At 60.2% G+C, this 15,476-nt stretch carries 14 protein-coding genes and 1 other annotated feature; of the genes, 6 read left to right on the top strand and 8 right to left on the bottom strand.

The genetic code is table 11. From position 1 onward, the window contains the following. Positions 1–6: 6 nt before the first annotated feature. A complete protein-coding gene (locus B5F22_RS04210; RefSeq protein ID WP_242955056.1) occupies positions 7–696 on the bottom strand; it encodes a 5-bromo-4-chloroindolyl phosphate hydrolysis family protein in 690 nt (229 codons plus the stop codon). Positions 697–851: 155 nt separating this feature from the next. Here B5F22_RS04210 and ilvA point away from each other — a divergent pair, with 155 nt between their 5' ends. From ilvA to recR, 3 genes are all read left to right on the top strand, one after another. After that, the gene (gene ilvA, locus B5F22_RS04205) at positions 852–2,072 is read left to right on the top strand and encodes a threonine ammonia-lyase (protein ID WP_087391223.1); all 1,221 of its coding nucleotides are present in this window, start codon (positions 852–854) and stop codon (positions 2,070–2,072) included. A 232-nt stretch (positions 2,073–2,304) separates the two neighbouring features. Next, entirely contained in the window at positions 2,305–2,955 is a 651-nt protein-coding gene (rpe, locus tag B5F22_RS04200; protein ID WP_087391220.1) for a ribulose-phosphate 3-epimerase, read from the top strand. A 26-nt stretch (positions 2,956–2,981) separates the two neighbouring features. Continuing rightward, positions 2,982–3,584 carry a recombination mediator RecR gene (gene recR, locus B5F22_RS04195; protein WP_087391217.1) on the top strand — a complete coding sequence of 201 codons (603 nt, stop codon included), beginning with the start codon at positions 2,982–2,984 and terminating at the stop codon, positions 3,582–3,584. Positions 3,585–3,645: 61 nt separating this feature from the next. On the opposite strand, the gene B5F22_RS04190 is transcribed toward recR, so the two are convergent. The 7 genes from B5F22_RS04190 to htpG form a co-directional block, all read right to left on the bottom strand. Then, complete coding sequence (locus B5F22_RS04190; RefSeq protein WP_087391214.1) at positions 3,646–4,158, bottom strand: hypothetical protein; 513 nt, start codon at positions 4,156–4,158, stop codon at positions 3,646–3,648. 94 nt (positions 4,159–4,252) lie between these two features. Next, positions 4,253–5,206: a glycosyltransferase family 2 protein gene (locus tag B5F22_RS04185; RefSeq protein WP_087391211.1), complete on the bottom strand. Its 954-nt coding sequence runs from the start codon at positions 5,204–5,206 to the stop codon at positions 4,253–4,255. A gap of 51 nt (positions 5,207–5,257) precedes the next feature. Next, entirely contained in the window at positions 5,258–5,995 is a 738-nt protein-coding gene (locus B5F22_RS04180) for a sigma-70 family RNA polymerase sigma factor (protein WP_087391208.1), read from the bottom strand. Beyond that, positions 5,992–6,435 carry an anti-sigma F factor gene (gene spoIIAB / locus B5F22_RS04175; RefSeq protein ID WP_087230845.1) on the bottom strand — a complete coding sequence of 148 codons (444 nt, stop codon included), beginning with the start codon at positions 6,433–6,435 and terminating at the stop codon, positions 5,992–5,994. The genes B5F22_RS04180 and spoIIAB overlap by 4 nt, the downstream gene beginning before the upstream one ends. A gap of 13 nt (positions 6,436–6,448) precedes the next feature. Beyond that, entirely contained in the window at positions 6,449–6,754 is a 306-nt protein-coding gene (locus B5F22_RS04170) for an STAS domain-containing protein (RefSeq protein WP_087230842.1), read from the bottom strand. 128 nt (positions 6,755–6,882) lie between these two features. Continuing rightward, positions 6,883–9,516, bottom strand: coding sequence for a valine--tRNA ligase (locus B5F22_RS04165; RefSeq protein ID WP_087391205.1), 2,634 nt, complete (start codon positions 9,514–9,516; stop codon positions 6,883–6,885). Between the two features lie 187 nt (positions 9,517–9,703). Continuing rightward, positions 9,704–9,928: a binding site (T-box leader), on the bottom strand. Positions 9,929–10,016: 88 nt separating this feature from the next. Further along, complete coding sequence (gene htpG, locus B5F22_RS04160) at positions 10,017–11,927, bottom strand: molecular chaperone HtpG (RefSeq protein WP_087391202.1); 1,911 nt, start codon at positions 11,925–11,927, stop codon at positions 10,017–10,019. A 340-nt stretch (positions 11,928–12,267) separates the two neighbouring features. On the opposite strand from htpG, the gene B5F22_RS04155 reads away from it, so the two are divergent. From B5F22_RS04155 to rlmH, 3 genes are all read left to right on the top strand, one after another. After that, positions 12,268–13,566, top strand: coding sequence for a UDP-N-acetylglucosamine 1-carboxyvinyltransferase (locus B5F22_RS04155; protein ID WP_087230827.1), 1,299 nt, complete (start codon positions 12,268–12,270; stop codon positions 13,564–13,566). Positions 13,567–13,638: 72 nt separating this feature from the next. After that, entirely contained in the window at positions 13,639–14,415 is a 777-nt protein-coding gene (locus B5F22_RS04150; RefSeq protein WP_242955055.1) for an MBL fold metallo-hydrolase, read from the top strand. Positions 14,416–14,419: 4 nt separating this feature from the next. After that, a complete protein-coding gene (rlmH, locus tag B5F22_RS04145) occupies positions 14,420–14,902 on the top strand; it encodes a 23S rRNA (pseudouridine(1915)-N(3))-methyltransferase RlmH (protein WP_087391195.1) in 483 nt (160 codons plus the stop codon). Positions 14,903–15,476: the final 574 nt, after the last annotated feature.

Below are 15,476 nucleotides of genomic sequence, written 5' to 3'. Positions count from 1 at the left end.
TACGGGTCATTTTTGGGTGTCATCGGCGGACAGATTCATATCACCCAGGCCTTCCCGGGCCAGCATCTGTTCCAGTACGTCGATGTCGGTGCTGATGTCCATGGCCTCCTGGCCGTACAGGGCGTCCAGTTGGCGGTCAAAGGCGGTGCAGATGGTGGACATGATGTCTTCGATGCGCCCCTTGGTGCCGTCGATGTTGGCACCCTCCACCCCGGTGGCGTCCATGCGGTCATAGGCGTTGAGCAGCTTCAGGGTGGTGGGGAGATAATAGTTGAGGAAACGGCGGATTTGAGGCAGCTTGTCCGGGCTCTTGGCCACCGCGTCCATGATCTTCTGAGTGGTGTGCTCCAAGCGGTCGATCTGCTGAGAGAGGGTTTGGTCCTGAATGGAGTCATTGAGTCGGCGCATTTCGGATACGGCCCGGTCCCGCTCTTGGAGCAGCTGCTGGACCTCGGGGCTGACCGGCTCAGCCTGAGTTTTCTGGGCCTGGGGCTCAGAGGCCTCCTCTTCCGGGTCATCCAGTTCGTAGCCCCGGTCCGGGAAGATGATCTTGCCCAGATAGTACACCGCCGCAGAGGCCAGACCGGCCATGATATAGTGGGTGGGTTTATACAGAGGGGCGGCCAGAGACCACACCAGCCAGGTACCTCCCACCATATAAATGGGGAGGACGCTTTTTTTGCGAATGAAAGCCACAGCGCACGCTCCTTTCTACCAGCGTGATATTGGCTTTATTGTAACGCACTAAAGTGGGGGTGTCAAGAAAATGCAGCGCAGGTCAAGGCATTGACTTTCCCCATTTGGTGGGTTAAAATGAGAGCTTGAATGATAAAATAGGCAGGTGTACAGCCATGATGACCCTAGAAAATTTCAAACAGGCCAGAAAGGTTCTGGAAGGTGTGCTCCACCCCACGGACCTGATTTACAGCACCTTCTTCTCCAAGTCCACCGGCAACCATGTCTACATCAAGCCGGAGAACATGCAGGTGACCGGGGCCTACAAAATCCGGGGCGCTTACTTTAAGTGCTCCACCCTCACCCAGAAGGAGAAGGAGCGGGGGCTGATTACCGCTTCGGCGGGCAACCACGCCCAGGGCGTGGCCTATGCGGCTCAGGCCGCCGGCATTCCCGCCACCATCATCATGCCCACCACCACGCCCCTGGTGAAGGTCAACAACACCAAGGACTACGGCGCCCGTGTTATTTTGCACGGAGAGACCTTTGATGATGCAGCGTCTATGGCGGCCCTGATGAGTCAGGAGGAGGGATACACTTATGTACACCCCTTCAACGACCTCACCGTGTCCACGGGCCAAGGCACCATTGCCTATGAGATTTTCAAGGACCTGCCGGATGTGGATGTGATCTTGGTGCCCATCGGCGGCGGCGGTCTGGCCGCTGGCGTGGCCACCCTGGCCAAGCTGCTCAACCCCTCGGTGCAGGTCATCGGCGTAGAGCCCACGGGGGCGGCGTCCATGAAGGCCAGTATCGAGGCCGGGCACGTGGTCACCCTGCCCACCGTGAACACCATTGCCGACGGCGTGGCGGTGAAGACCCCCGGAGACCTGGTGTTCCCCTACATCCAGAAGAACGTGGACGACATCCTCACCATCGGAGATGGAGAGCTGGTGGACGCCTTCCTGGATGTGATGGAGAAGCACAAGATGGTGGTGGAGAACGCAGGCCTGCTCACCATCGCCGCCCTGCGCCATCTGGAGTGCAAGGGCAAGAATGTGGTGTCGGTGCTCTCCGGCGGCAATATGGACGTGATCACCATCTCCTCCCTGGTGCAGCACGGGCTCATCAACCGGGGCCGCATCTTCACCTTCTCGGTGCAGCTGCCTGACCGGCCCGGCGAGCTGCTCCGTGTGGCGGAGCTGGTGGCCCGAGAAAACGGCAACATCATCAAGCTGGACCACAACCAGTTTGTCAACATCAACCGTCAGGCTGGTGTGGAGCTGAAGGTGACCCTGGAGGCCTTTGGCCACCAGCACAAGGAGGAGATTCTGTCCTCCCTGGCCAAGGCAGGATATCAGGTGAGCGAAGTGGCCACCTCCTGCGTCTACGAATAACTTCCAATTGCCGTCCGGCAAAGGGGAATCCTTTGCCGGACGGCTATGCCAATGCGGCACGCTGTCGGCCCGGAGACCGGGCGCGCGTGGGAGATGGGGGGAGAACGCCCGGGCAGCCGACCGCGGTATCCGCTTGTGGTATCCTATGAGGATGGCCCGTGGGCGGTGTGCTCCCCCACCCCCTGAGAGAAGGTAAAAGAATCGGAGAAGAAAGACAAAGGTGAAAGAGAACATGGTGAAGATTGCGCCATCCATTTTATCAGCAGATTTTTGCAATCTGGAGCGGGAGATCCAGCGGGTCCAAACCGCCGACCTGCTCCATGTGGATGTGATGGATGGGGCGTTTGTGCCCAACATAACCCTGGGCCTTCCGGTGGTTCGGTCCATCCGCAAGCACACGGACATGCAGTTGGATTTGCACCTGATGATCGACAAGCCGGTGCGGTATGTCGCCCCGTTCTGTGAGGCGGGGGCGGATTTGGTGAGCGTTCACCTGGAGTCGGACCACCCTCAGAATATCCAGAAGGCCCTGGACATCATGGGAGAATACGGCGTGAAAAAGGCGGTGGCCCTGCGGCCCATCACCTCCCCGGAGGCCATTCTGCCCTATATTGACCAGCTGGACATGGTGCTGGTGATGACGGTGGAGCCGGGCTTTGGCGGCCAGCCTTTTATGGAGTCCCAGCTGAAGACCATCGCCCGGGTTCGGGAGATCATCCAGGCCCACAACCCCAGCTGTGACCTGGAGGTGGACGGAGGCATCAACCCTTCCACTGCCCGGCGTGTGGTGGAGGCGGGGGCCAACGTGCTGGTGGCGGGCTCTGCGCTGTATGAGGCCCCTGACCTTTCCGCCGCCATGGCAGCGCTGCGGGTGGCAGAGTAAGAAGTACAAGATCTGGAGGCAAGAGCATGGATTATTTTCCCCCGGCTTTGGAAAACTTAGTGGAACAATTTGCAAAACTGCCCGGCGTGGGGCGTAAGAGCGCCCAGCGTCTGGCCCTGTACGTGTTGGGCCGCCCGGAGGAGGAGGCAAAGGCCTTTGCCGACGCCATCCTCCAGGCCAAGGGGAGCATCGGCTACTGCCCCAAGTGCCAGAACCTCACCCAGGGGGAGGGGCTGTGCTCCCTGTGCAGTTCGCCCCGGCGGGACCAGCACACCGTGTGTGTGGTGGCCGACCCCAAGGACGTCATCGCCCTGGAGCGAGCCCACGAGTATCAAGGCGTGTACCACGTGCTCCACGGGGTCATCTCCCCCATGAACCACGTGGGCCCCGACGACCTGCGCATCGCTCAGCTGGTGGAGCGGGTGTCTGGGGGAGAGGTGGAAGAGGTCATCATGGCCACCAACCCGGACACGGAGGGGGAGGCCACCGCCATGTACCTCTCCCGGCTGCTCAAGCCCTTCGGGGTGAAGGTCAGCCGTCTGGCTTACGGCATCCCGGTGGGCAGCCACCTGGAGTTTGCCGACGATGCCACATTGATGCGGGCTATAGAGGGCCGCCGGGAAATGTGAGAAGAAAAAGACCGTTGCAGAAATTTCTCTCTGCAACGGTCTTTTTGCGTGTTGGTTGGCGTTACACCTGATCGTCGGTCTTGACCTCGGGCTTCTCAAAGTCGGTGGCATCGGCGTCGTCCGCCTGGGCCTCTGCTTCTGCCTGACCAGCGGTGGCCTGGGCGTCCTCGGTGGGGGTGTTGCCCACGTACTCCCAGTCGGCGTCCTCGAAGTCGGCCTCGCAGGCGTGCTCCACTTCCTCGTCGGTGAGGTTGCCGGAGGACTTGAGATCGGCAATGCGCTGCTCGTTGACCTGAATCTGAGCCTTGGAGCGGGTGATCTTGTCGCACAGATCCGCATAGGCGGCCTCGGGAGCGGAGCCCCGCTCGGCGTAGTACAGACGGCCCAGGTCCATATAGGCCCGACGAATGGCGTCCTGCTCGCTGAGGTTGAGTACCTTGAGCTTGCTGATTTCAGCCAGCTGCTTGGCCTTGGACACGCCAGTGTCGGTGAGCTCCAGGGCCTTGGCCATGCCGCTTTGGGCCAGATCCTTGGCGCGCTCCTTCAGGTCGTTGAGATCGATGTTGATATTCATAACGGTGCCTCCTTATAGGGGATGGTTCCCATAGTCTCTGTGAGGCTATTTTATGCTGAGTTGGACGAAAAAGCAAGGACTTTCTAGGACAGACTCAGTCTTGTTCGTCCACCACGTCCTGGACAAGGAAGCGGGGACGGCCTTTGGCCTCCATGTATAGCTTGCCCACATATTCGCCAATTACCCCCAGAGAGAGCAAAATGAGCCCGCCAATGAGCCACACCGAGCAGGATAGGCTGGCCCAGCCCGTGACGGTGTTGCCCGTGACCCAGCGGATAATGTTGTAGAGAATCATAAACAGGGAGACGAGAAAGACGAAAAATCCCAGCCCGGTGATGAGGCGCAGGGGCTTCACCGACAGGGAGGTGATGCCCTCCAGAGCGAAGGCCAGCATTTTTTTCAGCGGGTACTTGCTCTCTCCGGCAAACCGCTCGCCCCGCTCGTAGGTGACCACGTCGGTGCGGTAGCCGATCATGGGGACGATGCCCCGCAAAAACAGGTTCACTTCCCGGAACTGGGACAGCCCTTCCAGGGCCCGCCGGGACATGAGGCGGTAGTCGGCGTGGTTGAACACCGTCTCCGCCCCCAGGGCGTTCATAAGACGGTAGAAGGCTTCAGCGGTGGTGCGCTTAAAGAAGGTGTCCCGCTCCCGGCTGGAGCGCACACCGTACACGATGTCCACCCCTTCCAGGTACTTGTCCACCATCTCGTCCACGGCGTCAATGTCGTCTTGCAGGTCGGCGTCCATGGAGATGGCCATGTCTGCCCGGTCCTTGGCGTACATCAGACCTGCCAGCAGGGCGTTCTGGTGGCCCCGGTTGCGGCTGAGGTTGAGGCCGGAAAAGAGATGATTTCCGATGTGCAGCCGTTCAATGATCTCCCAGGTTCCGTCCCGGGAGCCGTCGTTGACAAAGAGAATGCGGCTTTTGCGGCTGATGCGGCCGCGATTCATCAGATATTGCAGCTTGTCCCGCAGCCGCCGCGCGGTTTCGGGCAGCACCTCCTGCTCGTTGTAGCAGGGGACCACCACGTAGAGGGTATTTTGCATGGGAACCCACACCCTTTCCTTGGGATAGACTGAATTAACTGTTATTATAGTCTATCCCACGGTGGTTGGCAAGGACTCTTCGGTGAGCCACTCCCGCAGGTGCCCGATGGCCCGCCGCTCCATACGGGAGATTTGGACCTGACTGACCCCCAAAATCCGGGCCGTGCGCTCCTGGGTGAGGTTTTTATAGAAGCGCAGCAGGATGACCTTTCGCTCTCGGTCCGGAAGGGCGTCGATGGCCTGGCGCAGGGCCAGCCGCTCCACCACTTCCTCCTCCATGCCGTCGCAACCCAGAATGGACTCCAGGGTGAAGCCGTCCTCTCCCGTCTGACTCTGGATGGAGGCCACCGAGAGGGTGGCGGTCTCGGCGGCGGCGATGTCCTCCGGCTCCAACCCGGTGGCCTGGGCCAGCTCCCCCACGGTGGGGTCCCGGCCCAGGCGGTGGTACAGGTCCTGGCGGCACTGGCGCAGGGCCATGGCCCGCTCCTTGATGCCGCGGCTGACCTTCACCGAGCCGTCGTCCCGGAGGAAGCGGCGGATTTCCCCGGCGATCTTGGGCACCGCGTAGGTGGAGAACTGGGTGCCGTAGCTGGTGTCGAACCCCCGCACCGCCTTGAGAAACCCCAGACAGCCCAGCTGATACAGGTCCTCCGGGTCCACCCCTCGGCCATAGTAGCGGCGGGCCACCGACCAGATGAGGCCGCTGTTTTCCAGCAGCAGCCGCTCACAGGCGTCGTTGTCTCCGCCCCGGGCGGCGTCCAGCAGAGAGAGGGTGTCCAGGGTGTTCATTGCCCTCCACCCACCCGGCGGGCGATGCGGCGGCGCATGGTGACAGTGGTGCCCTTGCCCACGGTGGAGCGCACCTTCACCGTGTCCATAAAGCTCTCCATGATGGTAAAGCCCATGCCGGAGCGCTCCTCATTCCCAGTGGTGAATAGAGGTGTGCGGGCCTGCTCCACATCGGGGATGCCAACGCCGCTGTCCTTGATTTGAATTTCCAGCTGCAGGTCCTCCAGTAGCCGCATGCGCATGGTGATCTTCCCCAGGGTGTTGGGGTAGGCGTGGACGATGGCGTTGGTCACCGCCTCAGACACGGCGGTTTTGATGTCGGCAATTTCGTCCAGGGTGGGGTCCAGCTGGGTGGCAAAGCAGGCCGCCACTGCCCGGGCAAAGCCCTCGTTGGCGGACCGGGAGGTGAACACCACGGTGGTCTGATCCAAAGCTTTCACTATGTAGCCCTCCTTATTCCAATGTGATGAGCCGTCCGATGCCGGCGGCGTCCAGCACCCGGCGGGGCTGGGGCGGAATCCCCACCACCCGCAGATTTCCGCCCAGCTGGTCCATCTGTCTGAGGGCACGGAGCAGGACGGCGATGCCGGAGCTGTCCATGAAGGTGACGCTGGACAGGTCCAGCACCAGGCGCATGGGCAGGGCGGAAGAGATGGTGTGGTCGATGTTTTCCATAATGGTACGGGCGCTGTGGTGGTCGATCTCCCCACGCACGGAGATGACGGTGGCCCCGTTTTGCTTGTCAATGGTAATGGGCATGGCTTGTCCTCCTGAACTGTGATTGCTCTCATTATATCCAGCGTGGGACGGGAACCGTGGCGAAGCCTGCCAAAAAGCAAAAAAATTCCGAGGTGTGCCACGCACACCCCGGAATGGGGAAGAAAAATTTAGTTCATTGCGCTGAGCTGCTCTTCAATCTTGGCAATGAGCACCTTCAGCTTTTCCGCCCGGTCCTTCTCGGCGGCCACCACGTGCTCGGGAGCCTTGTTGAGGAAGCCAGGGTTGGACAGCTTGCCTTCCAGGCCCTTGAGCTCGCCCTTCTTTTTGCCCAGGTCCTTCTCCAGGCGGGCCTTCTCCTTGGCCAGATCCACCAGCTCGGCCAGAGGCATATACAGCTTGGCCATGTGGGTGATGTCGCACACCATGCCGGCGGTGTCGGTGAGGTCCTCTTTCTGGACGGTGACAGAGGAGCACCAGGCCAGACGCTTCAGGTGGGCCTCGCCGGAGGCGAAGATATCCGCCTCATTGGTGACGATGGTGAGAGCGGCCTTCTTGGAGGGGGGCACGTTCATCTCGGAGCGGCGGGCGCGGATGGCACGGATGACGTCCATGACGGCCTCCATAGACTCCTTGGCCTTCACATCTGCCCAGGCGGGGTCAGCCTTGGGCCAGGACTGGAGCATGAGGAAGTCGCCCTGGTGGGGCAGAGCCTGCCAGATCTCCTCGGTGATGAAGGGCATGAAGGGGTGGAGAAGCTTGAGGGTCTCGGTGAGGACGTACACCAGCACCTGCTGGGCCTGCACCTTGGCGGCCTCGTCCTCGCCCTGGAGGCGGGCCTTGGTCAGCTCGATATACCAGTCGCAGTAGTCGCTCCAGATGAAGTCGTAGACCTTGGCGGAGGCTACGCCCAGCTCATAGGCCTCCATGTTCTCAGTGACCTCGTTGATGACCTCGCCCAGGCGGCAGAGGATCCACTTGTCCTCCGGCTCCAGGGTGTCGGGCAGCTGGTTCTCGGTGATGGTCAGGTTCATCATCACGAAGCGGCTGGCGTTCCAAATCTTGTTGGCAAAGTTGCGCATGGCCTCGCACTTCTCCACGTAGAAGCGCATGTCGTTGCCGGGGCTGTTGCCGGTGATGAGGTTGAAGCGCAGGGCGTCGGCGCCGTACTTCTCCGCCATCTCCAGGGGGTCGATACCGTTGCCCAGGCTCTTGGACATCTTGCGGCCCTTGTCGTCCCGCACCAGGCCGTGGATGAACACGGTGTGGAAGGGGGTCTTGCCGGTGTGGGCGCAGCCGGAGAAGATCATCCGGGCCACCCAGAAGAAGATGATGTCGTAGCCGGTGACCAGCACGTCGGTGGGGTAGAAGTACTTGAAGTCCTCGCTGTTCTCATCCGGCCAGCCCAGAGTGGAGAAGGGCCACAGGGCGGAGGAGAACCAGGTGTCCAGCACGTCCTCCTCCTGAGTGATGTGCTTGGAGTGGCAGTGCTCGCACTCGGTGGGGTCAGTCTCGGACACGGTGATGTGGCCGCACTCGGAGCAGGTCCAGGCGGGAATCTGGTGGCCCCACCACAGCTGACGGGAGATGCACCAGTCGTGGACGTTCTCCATCCAGTTGGTGTAGGTCTTGGTGAAGCGCTCGGGGACGAACTTGGTCTCGCCGTCCCGCACCACCCGCAGGGCCTCCTCGGCCAGGGGTCCCATCTTCACAAACCACTGGGCGGAGATGATGGGCTCCACGTCGGTGCCGCAGCGGTAGCAGGTGCCCACGTTGTGCTGGTGGTCCTCGATCTTCTCCAGCAGGCCCAGCTCGTCCAGGTCGGCCACGATGGCCTTGCGGGCCTCGTAGCGCTCCATGCCCTGGTACTTGCCGCCGTTTTCATTGACCACGCCGTGGTCGTCCAGCACCCGGATGGACTCCAGGTTGCACCGCAGACCTACCTCGAAGTCGTTGGGGTCGTGGGCGGGGGTCATCTTCACGCAGCCGGTGCCGAACTCCATGTCCACATACTCGTCGGCCACAATGGGAATCTCCCGGTTGACCAGGGGCAGCAGACACTTCTTGCCGATGAGGTCCTTGTACCGCTCGTCGTTGGGGTTGACGGCCACGCCGGTGTCGCCCAGCATGGTCTCAGGCCGGGTGGTGGCCACGATGACATAGCGGCCCTCCTCACCCACGATGGGGTAGCGCAGGTGCCACAGGTGGCCGGGCTTGTCCTGATACTCCACCTCGGCGTCGGACAGAGCAGTGACGCAGTGGGGGCACCAGTTGACGATGCGGCTTCCCTTATAGATGAGGCCCTTCTTATACAGGGAGACAAACACATGGCGCACGGCCTTGGACAGGCCCTCGTCCATGGTGAACCGGGAGCGGTCCCAGTCACAGGAGGCGCCCATCTTCTTCTGCTGGGCCACAATGCGGTTGCCGTACTGGTGCTTCCAGTCCCACACCCGCTCCAGGAACTTCTCCCGGCCCAGGTCGTGGCGGGACAGGCCCTCTTTCTTGCGCAGCTCCTCCTCCACCTTGATCTGGGTGGCGATGCCGGCGTGGTCGGTGCCGGGCACCCACAGGGCGGCGTAGCCCTGCATCCGCTTGAAGCGAATGAGAATGTCCTGGAGGGTGCAGTCCATGGCGTGGCCCATGTGCAGCTGTCCGGTGACGTTGGGGGGCGGCATGACGATGGTGAAGGGCTTCTTGTCCGGGTCACGGTGCCCGGCAAAGCAGCCGTTCTTCTCCCACATCTCGTAGATGCGGCCCTCTACCTCCTGGGGTTCATAGACCTTGGGCAGTTCTTTCTTCATAACAACACTCCTTGTCTTTATGGGGCAATAAAAACTGCATGGGCATAGATAAGTGCGAAAACGGAAATGTATGGATGCCCATGCAGTTTGTTGTGCATCATTTCCGGTTGCCACGTTAGGGGCGAGGAAATGGCACATCCCTATTTTTTCTATGCTTTGCATAGAAAAAGTTCGCCCCAAGTCGTAGACTCAGGGCGAACTGAAAATGTCCGCGGTACCACCTGAATTCGAGCCGAGAATTTCGGCCCGCACTCTTTTCCCACTGACGTAGGGACACGGCGGCATTTACTTCTTATGTTCAACGCCGCAGCTCCGGGACCACCTTCCCCACACTCTCTGCCATGCCTTGCACCAAACCGGCATCTCTCTGAACCAGAAGCGGGTGGGTACTCCTTCCCATCACAGCCATTGTACCGTAACAGTATATGCAAAATTGGGAGCGTTGTCAAGGAAAAGCCCCCGCCTGAGAAAATCAGGCGAGGGCTGAGAACAGTGGAAGGTTACTTCATCAGGGAGCACACCAGCTGGGTGTAAGCGGCGGCGTCCTCAATGGGCAGGCCTGCAATGAGCAGGGCCTGGTGGTAGAGCACCTGCACGTAGGTGGCGGCCTTCTCCTTGTCGCCGCTGTCCACAGCGGTGCGCAGAGCGGCAAAGGCATCGGAGTTGGGGTTGAGCTCCAGCACGCGCTCCGCCTTCATCATGCCGGCCTGGGCACCCTCCATGCGGGAGAAGTACTTCTCCATCTCCAGGGACATGGGGCCGTCGGCAGTCATGCACACGGGGGCGGACTTGAGAATCTTGGAGATGCGGGCCTCCTTGATCTTGTCTCCCAGGGTCTCCTTGACGAAGTCCAGCACAGCCTTACTCTCCTCGGCCTGCTTCTCCTGCTGGGCCTTCTCCTCGTCGGTCTCGGGCAGGGCGTCGGGGTCGGACACGGACTTGATCTTCTTGCCGTCCACCTCGGCCAGAGCCTGCATGACGAACTCGTCCACCTCTTCGGTGAGGCAGAGAATCTCGAAGCCACGGTCGGCCACACGCTCCACCTGGGGCAGGGAGGCGGCCTGAGCGGCGGAGTCGGCGCAGACGTAGTAGATATACTCCTGGCCCTCCTTCATCCGCTCCACATACTCGGCCAGAGAGGTGAGCTTGTCCGAAGCGGTGGACCCGAACAGCAGCAGATCCCGCAGCAGGTCCTTCTTGGCCCCGTACTGGTCCACCACGCTGTACTTGAGCTGGCGGCCAAAGGCGGCCCAGAACTTCTCGTAGGTCTCCCGGTCGTCCTTCATCATCTTGGCCAGCTCGTTTTTGATCTTCTTCTCCAGAGCGGTGGCGATGATCTTCAGCTGACGAGTGTGCTGGAGCATCTCACGGGAGATGTTCAGAGAGAAGTCGGGGGAGTCCACCACACCCTTGACGAAGCGGAAGCAGTCGGGGAGCAGATCGGCGCACTTGTCCATGATGAGCACGCCGGAGGAGTACAGCTGCAGCCCCTTCTCATACTCCCGGGTGTAGAAGTCAAAGGGAGTCTGGCCGGGGATGAACAGCAGGGCCTTGTAGGTGACGGTGCCCTCCGAGGAGGTGGTGATGGTGGCCAGGGGAGCCTGCCAGTCCATGAACTTCTCCTGATAGAAGCGGTCGTACTCCTCCTGCTCCACCTTGGAGCGGGGACGCTGCCACAGAGGCACCATGGAGTTGATGGTCTTCTCCTCCTGCACCGTCTCCCACTCGGGCTTGTAGTCCTCGGGGGCGTCGGCGGGCTTCTCCTTCATGCGGTAGTCCTCCACCACCATGCGGATGGGGTGGCGGATGTAGTCGGAGTACTTCTTGATGAGGCTCTGGAGGTGGTTGCTGTCCAGATACTCGTCGTAGTTCTCCTCCTCGGTGTTGTCCTTGATGGTCATGATGACCTGGGTGCCCCAGCCCTCCATCTCACAGGGGGTGATGGTGTAGCCGTCCACGCCGGAGGACTCCCAGCGGTAGGCCTGCTGCTCACCAAAGCGGCGGGTGAGCACGGTGACCTCGCGGGCCACCATGAAAGCGGAGTAGAAGCCCACGCCGAACTGACCGATGATGTCGGCGGCGTTGTCCTTGCCCATCTCCTGCTTGAACTGCAGAGAGCCGCTGCGGGCGATGGTGCCCAGGTTGTTCTCCAGCTCCTCCTGGGTCATGCCGATGCCGTTATCGGTGACGGTGAGGGTGCGGTGCTCTTTGTCCGGTGTCACAGTGATGGTAAAGTCAGAAGGCTTTACATCAATGCTGCCATCGCTGAGGGCCAGATAGGCCAGCTTGTCAATGGCGTCGCTGGCGTTGGAAATGATCTCCCGCAGAAAGATCTCTTTGTGGGTATAAATGGAATTGATCATCAGGTCCATCAGCCGTTTGGACTCGGCTTGAAACTGTTTTTTCTCCATGAGTGGTACACCTCGAATTGCATGTTTTAGCACTCGTACTGATCGAGTGCTAACTGTACTATAATACTTACTCCCATGTTTTGCAAGGGGTGTAACAAAAAATTCACAAACTTTATTAGAATAGTAGCCCCTGAACGGGAGAGACTATGGGCAAAGAGGAGAAAATCCGGCAGAAACAAAATTTAGGTTGCCATGGGGTGGGGGCAATGCTATAATATATGCGCATTAAAGCAAAGTTGTACGTTCTATCCAAGGGATAGAATTCTTTCATATAGATAGCCCCCATTTCAGGGAGCGATTACCAACCCGGCCAGGCCGGGGACGCTATGAGGTGTCTTTTTTGAAAAAATATTTCATTCACGGCGGTAGACCGCTGTATGGCAAAGTCGAGATCAGCGGGGCCAAGAATGCCGCTGTCGGTATCATTCCCGCTGCTCTGTTGGTCAATGGCGTGTGCCGCATTGGCAACCTGCCTCAGATCAGCGATGTGACCTTGATGCTCAATATTCTCCAGGAACTGGGGGCCAACGTGCGCACCATCAACCGTTCCACGGTGGAGGTGGACTGCACCGCCATCCATAACAGCCCGGTGGCCTACGAGTCCGGGCGTAAAATCCGTGCCAGCTATTACCTGCTTGGCGCGCTTTTGGGGCGTTTTGGCCAGGCAGAAGTGCCTCTGCCCGGCGGCTGCGACTTCGGCGGCCGACCCATCGACCAGCACCTGAAGGGTTTGCGGGCCCTGGGGGCGGACGTGGAAGTGAAAAACGGCTTTATGTGCGCCAAGGTGCCCGACGGACGGCTCAAGGGCAGCCACATCTACCTGGACGTGGTCACCGTGGGCGCCACCATGAACGTGATGCTGGCCGCCACTCTGGCCGATGGGCTCACGGTCATCGAAAACGCCGCCAAGGAGCCTCACATCGTGGACCTGGCCAACTTCCTCAACTCCATGGGCGCTCAGATCACCGGCGCCGGCACCGATGTCATCAAGGTGCGGGGCGTGGAGCACCTCCACGGGGGCGAATACTCCATCATTCCCGACCAGATCGAGGCGGGCACCTATATGGCCGCTGTGGCCGCTGCAGGCGGCGAGGTGCGGGTGAATAACATCATCCCCAAGCACATGGAGTGCATCACCGCCAAGCTGCTGGAGATGGGCGTCGAGGTGGAAGAGGACGGCGATAGCCTCATTGTCCGCCGCAATGGCCCTCTGCACCGGGCCAACATCAAGACCATGCCCTATCCCGGCTTCCCCACCGACATGCAGCCCCAGATCGCCGCGGTCCTCTGTCTGGCAGAGGGCACCAGCGTCATCACCGAGGGCGTGTGGGATAACCGATTCCGCTATACCGAGGAGTTCCGCCGCATGGGTGCCAAGATTCAGGTGGACGGCAAGATCGCCATCATTGAGGGCGTGCCCCAGCTTATGGCAGCCCCGGTGGAGGCCTGTGACCTGCGGGCCGGCGCCGCTCTGGTGGTGGCCGCTCTGGCCGCTCAGGGTGTCTCTGAGGTGGGCAACATCCGCCATGTGGAGCGGGGTTACGAGGACATCGTGGCCAAGCTCACTGGCATTGGAGCCCAGATCGAAGTGGTGGACCTGCCTGATCCCCAGGTGGAGAACGCCAACGCAGCGGGCTAAACATCAAAGATACACATGGACTGCGGCAGTCCCGACAAGGGGCTGCCGCTTTTTGTGGGGAGGGAGAGAAGTTTGTTGAAGTTTGCCACCGTGGCCAGCGGCTCCTCTGGCAACTGCTCGGTCATCACCGACGGCAGCACCCATATCCTCATTGACGCCGGGGTATCCGCCCGGCGCATCACCACTGGGCTCAAGAGCCTGGGCATTCAGCCGGGGGAGTTGTCCGCCATTCTCATCACCCACGAGCACAGCGACCACATCAGCGGCATCCCGGTGCTGTGCCGCCAGCTGGATGTGGAGCTATATACCGCCGAGGGGACGGCCCGGGAGATCTGTCGAAAGAATCCGGAGTTACAGCCCCGGTTTCGGGTCTTTGATCCCGGGGAGCGCTTTGCTCTGGGGGACCTGGTGGTGGGTAGCTTTCCCGTCAGCCACGACTGTGTCAGCCCCGTGGGCTACACCGTGACCCGGGGGGAGCGGAAACTCACCTTCTGTACCGATCTGGGTGTGGTGACCCAGCCGGTACTGGAGGCGGTACAGGGGGCCAGTACCCTGGTGGCGGAGTATAACTACGACCCGGAGATGCTGCGCACAGGCCCCTACCCGGAATACTTGAAGAGCCGCATTGCAGGGCAGCGGGGCCACCTGTCCAATCAGGTGGGAGCCCAGCTCACCCGCTGGGCGGTGGAGCGAGGCACCCGGCAAGTGGTGCTGGCCCACTTATCTAAGGAGAACAACCAGCCCGCCACCGCCAAACTGGCGGCCCAGGCGGGGATTGGAGAGCGGGAGCAGAGCGTGGAGCTGTGCGTAGCGCCCCGCAGCGAGGCCTCGGCGTGGATGGAGGTGTGAGGACATGGTGAGTGTACATATCATCTGCGTGGGCAAGATGAAGGAGAAGTTTTACCTGGAGGCAGCGGCGGAATATGCCAAGCGTCTGGGCGGATACTGCCGCCTCACCGTCACCGAGCTGCCCGAGGAGCGGCTGCCGGACCGCCCCACCCAGGCCCAAATCCAAGCCGCTTTGGAGCGAGAGGGGGCGGCGATTCTTGCTAAACTGCCCAAGGGCGGCAAGGTGGTGGCCATGTGCATTGAGGGCAAGACCATGGACAGCCCACAGCTGGCACAGCGTTTAAGCAGCTGGATGGTGGAGGGAGCCTCTGACCTCACCTTCCTGGTGGGCGGTTCCTTCGGCATGAGCCAGACGGTGAAGGACAAGGCCCATCTGCGCCTGTCCATGTCCCCCATGACTTTCCCTCACCACCTGGCTCGGGTGATGCTGCTGGAGCAGATTTACCGGGCATTTAAGATCCAAGAGGGGTCTGGATACCATAAATGAGTACATGCCGTGCGGCCTTGAGGCCGCACGGTTTTTGCTTCAAAATTCTTAGAAAAATTTCATAAAAACTGTTGACAAAACGGGATGGTCATAGTACAATACAGACAAGAAGAAAGGAAAGGTGAGTCCGATGTACTAACCGGAACCGACTACTTCAGTAAACATATCGCGATATGAAAAATATGAAGGAAGAAGGTAACACACATCCAGACTTCGATGATTGGGTTGCGCAAAGTGAAGTGAAACTCGGAAAGTTCCAAACAGGCTTGAGTAAGCAGAAGACACGTAGGAGAATCCCCTGATGCCAGTGGCAGACAAGGCGGAAACCAAGGTGTGAGCGTTTGCAGAAACCATGAGTTCGTCATTTCTCTTCGGAATCCAAAGTCAAAAAATCCAAAGAAAGAGTAGGTAGCGTCCATTGGAAATTTCTAGCCAGAAGTAAGCCCCCAGCTGCGATTTGGGACAGCTGGGGGCTTGGTGTATTTTGGAGAGAAATTCAGATAAATCCAGGGGGCGAATGATGTCGAAGTTTGTGGAGCAATGTGCATTGCAAAAATGGCTGTATTCCAGTATA

Source organism: Pseudoflavonifractor sp. An187, assembly GCF_002160275.1.
GTDB lineage: Bacteria > Bacillota > Clostridia > Oscillospirales > Oscillospiraceae > Enterenecus > Enterenecus faecium.
The sequence above is the reverse complement of the archived record's forward strand: the minus strand, read 5'-3'. Positions and strand labels throughout refer to the sequence as shown.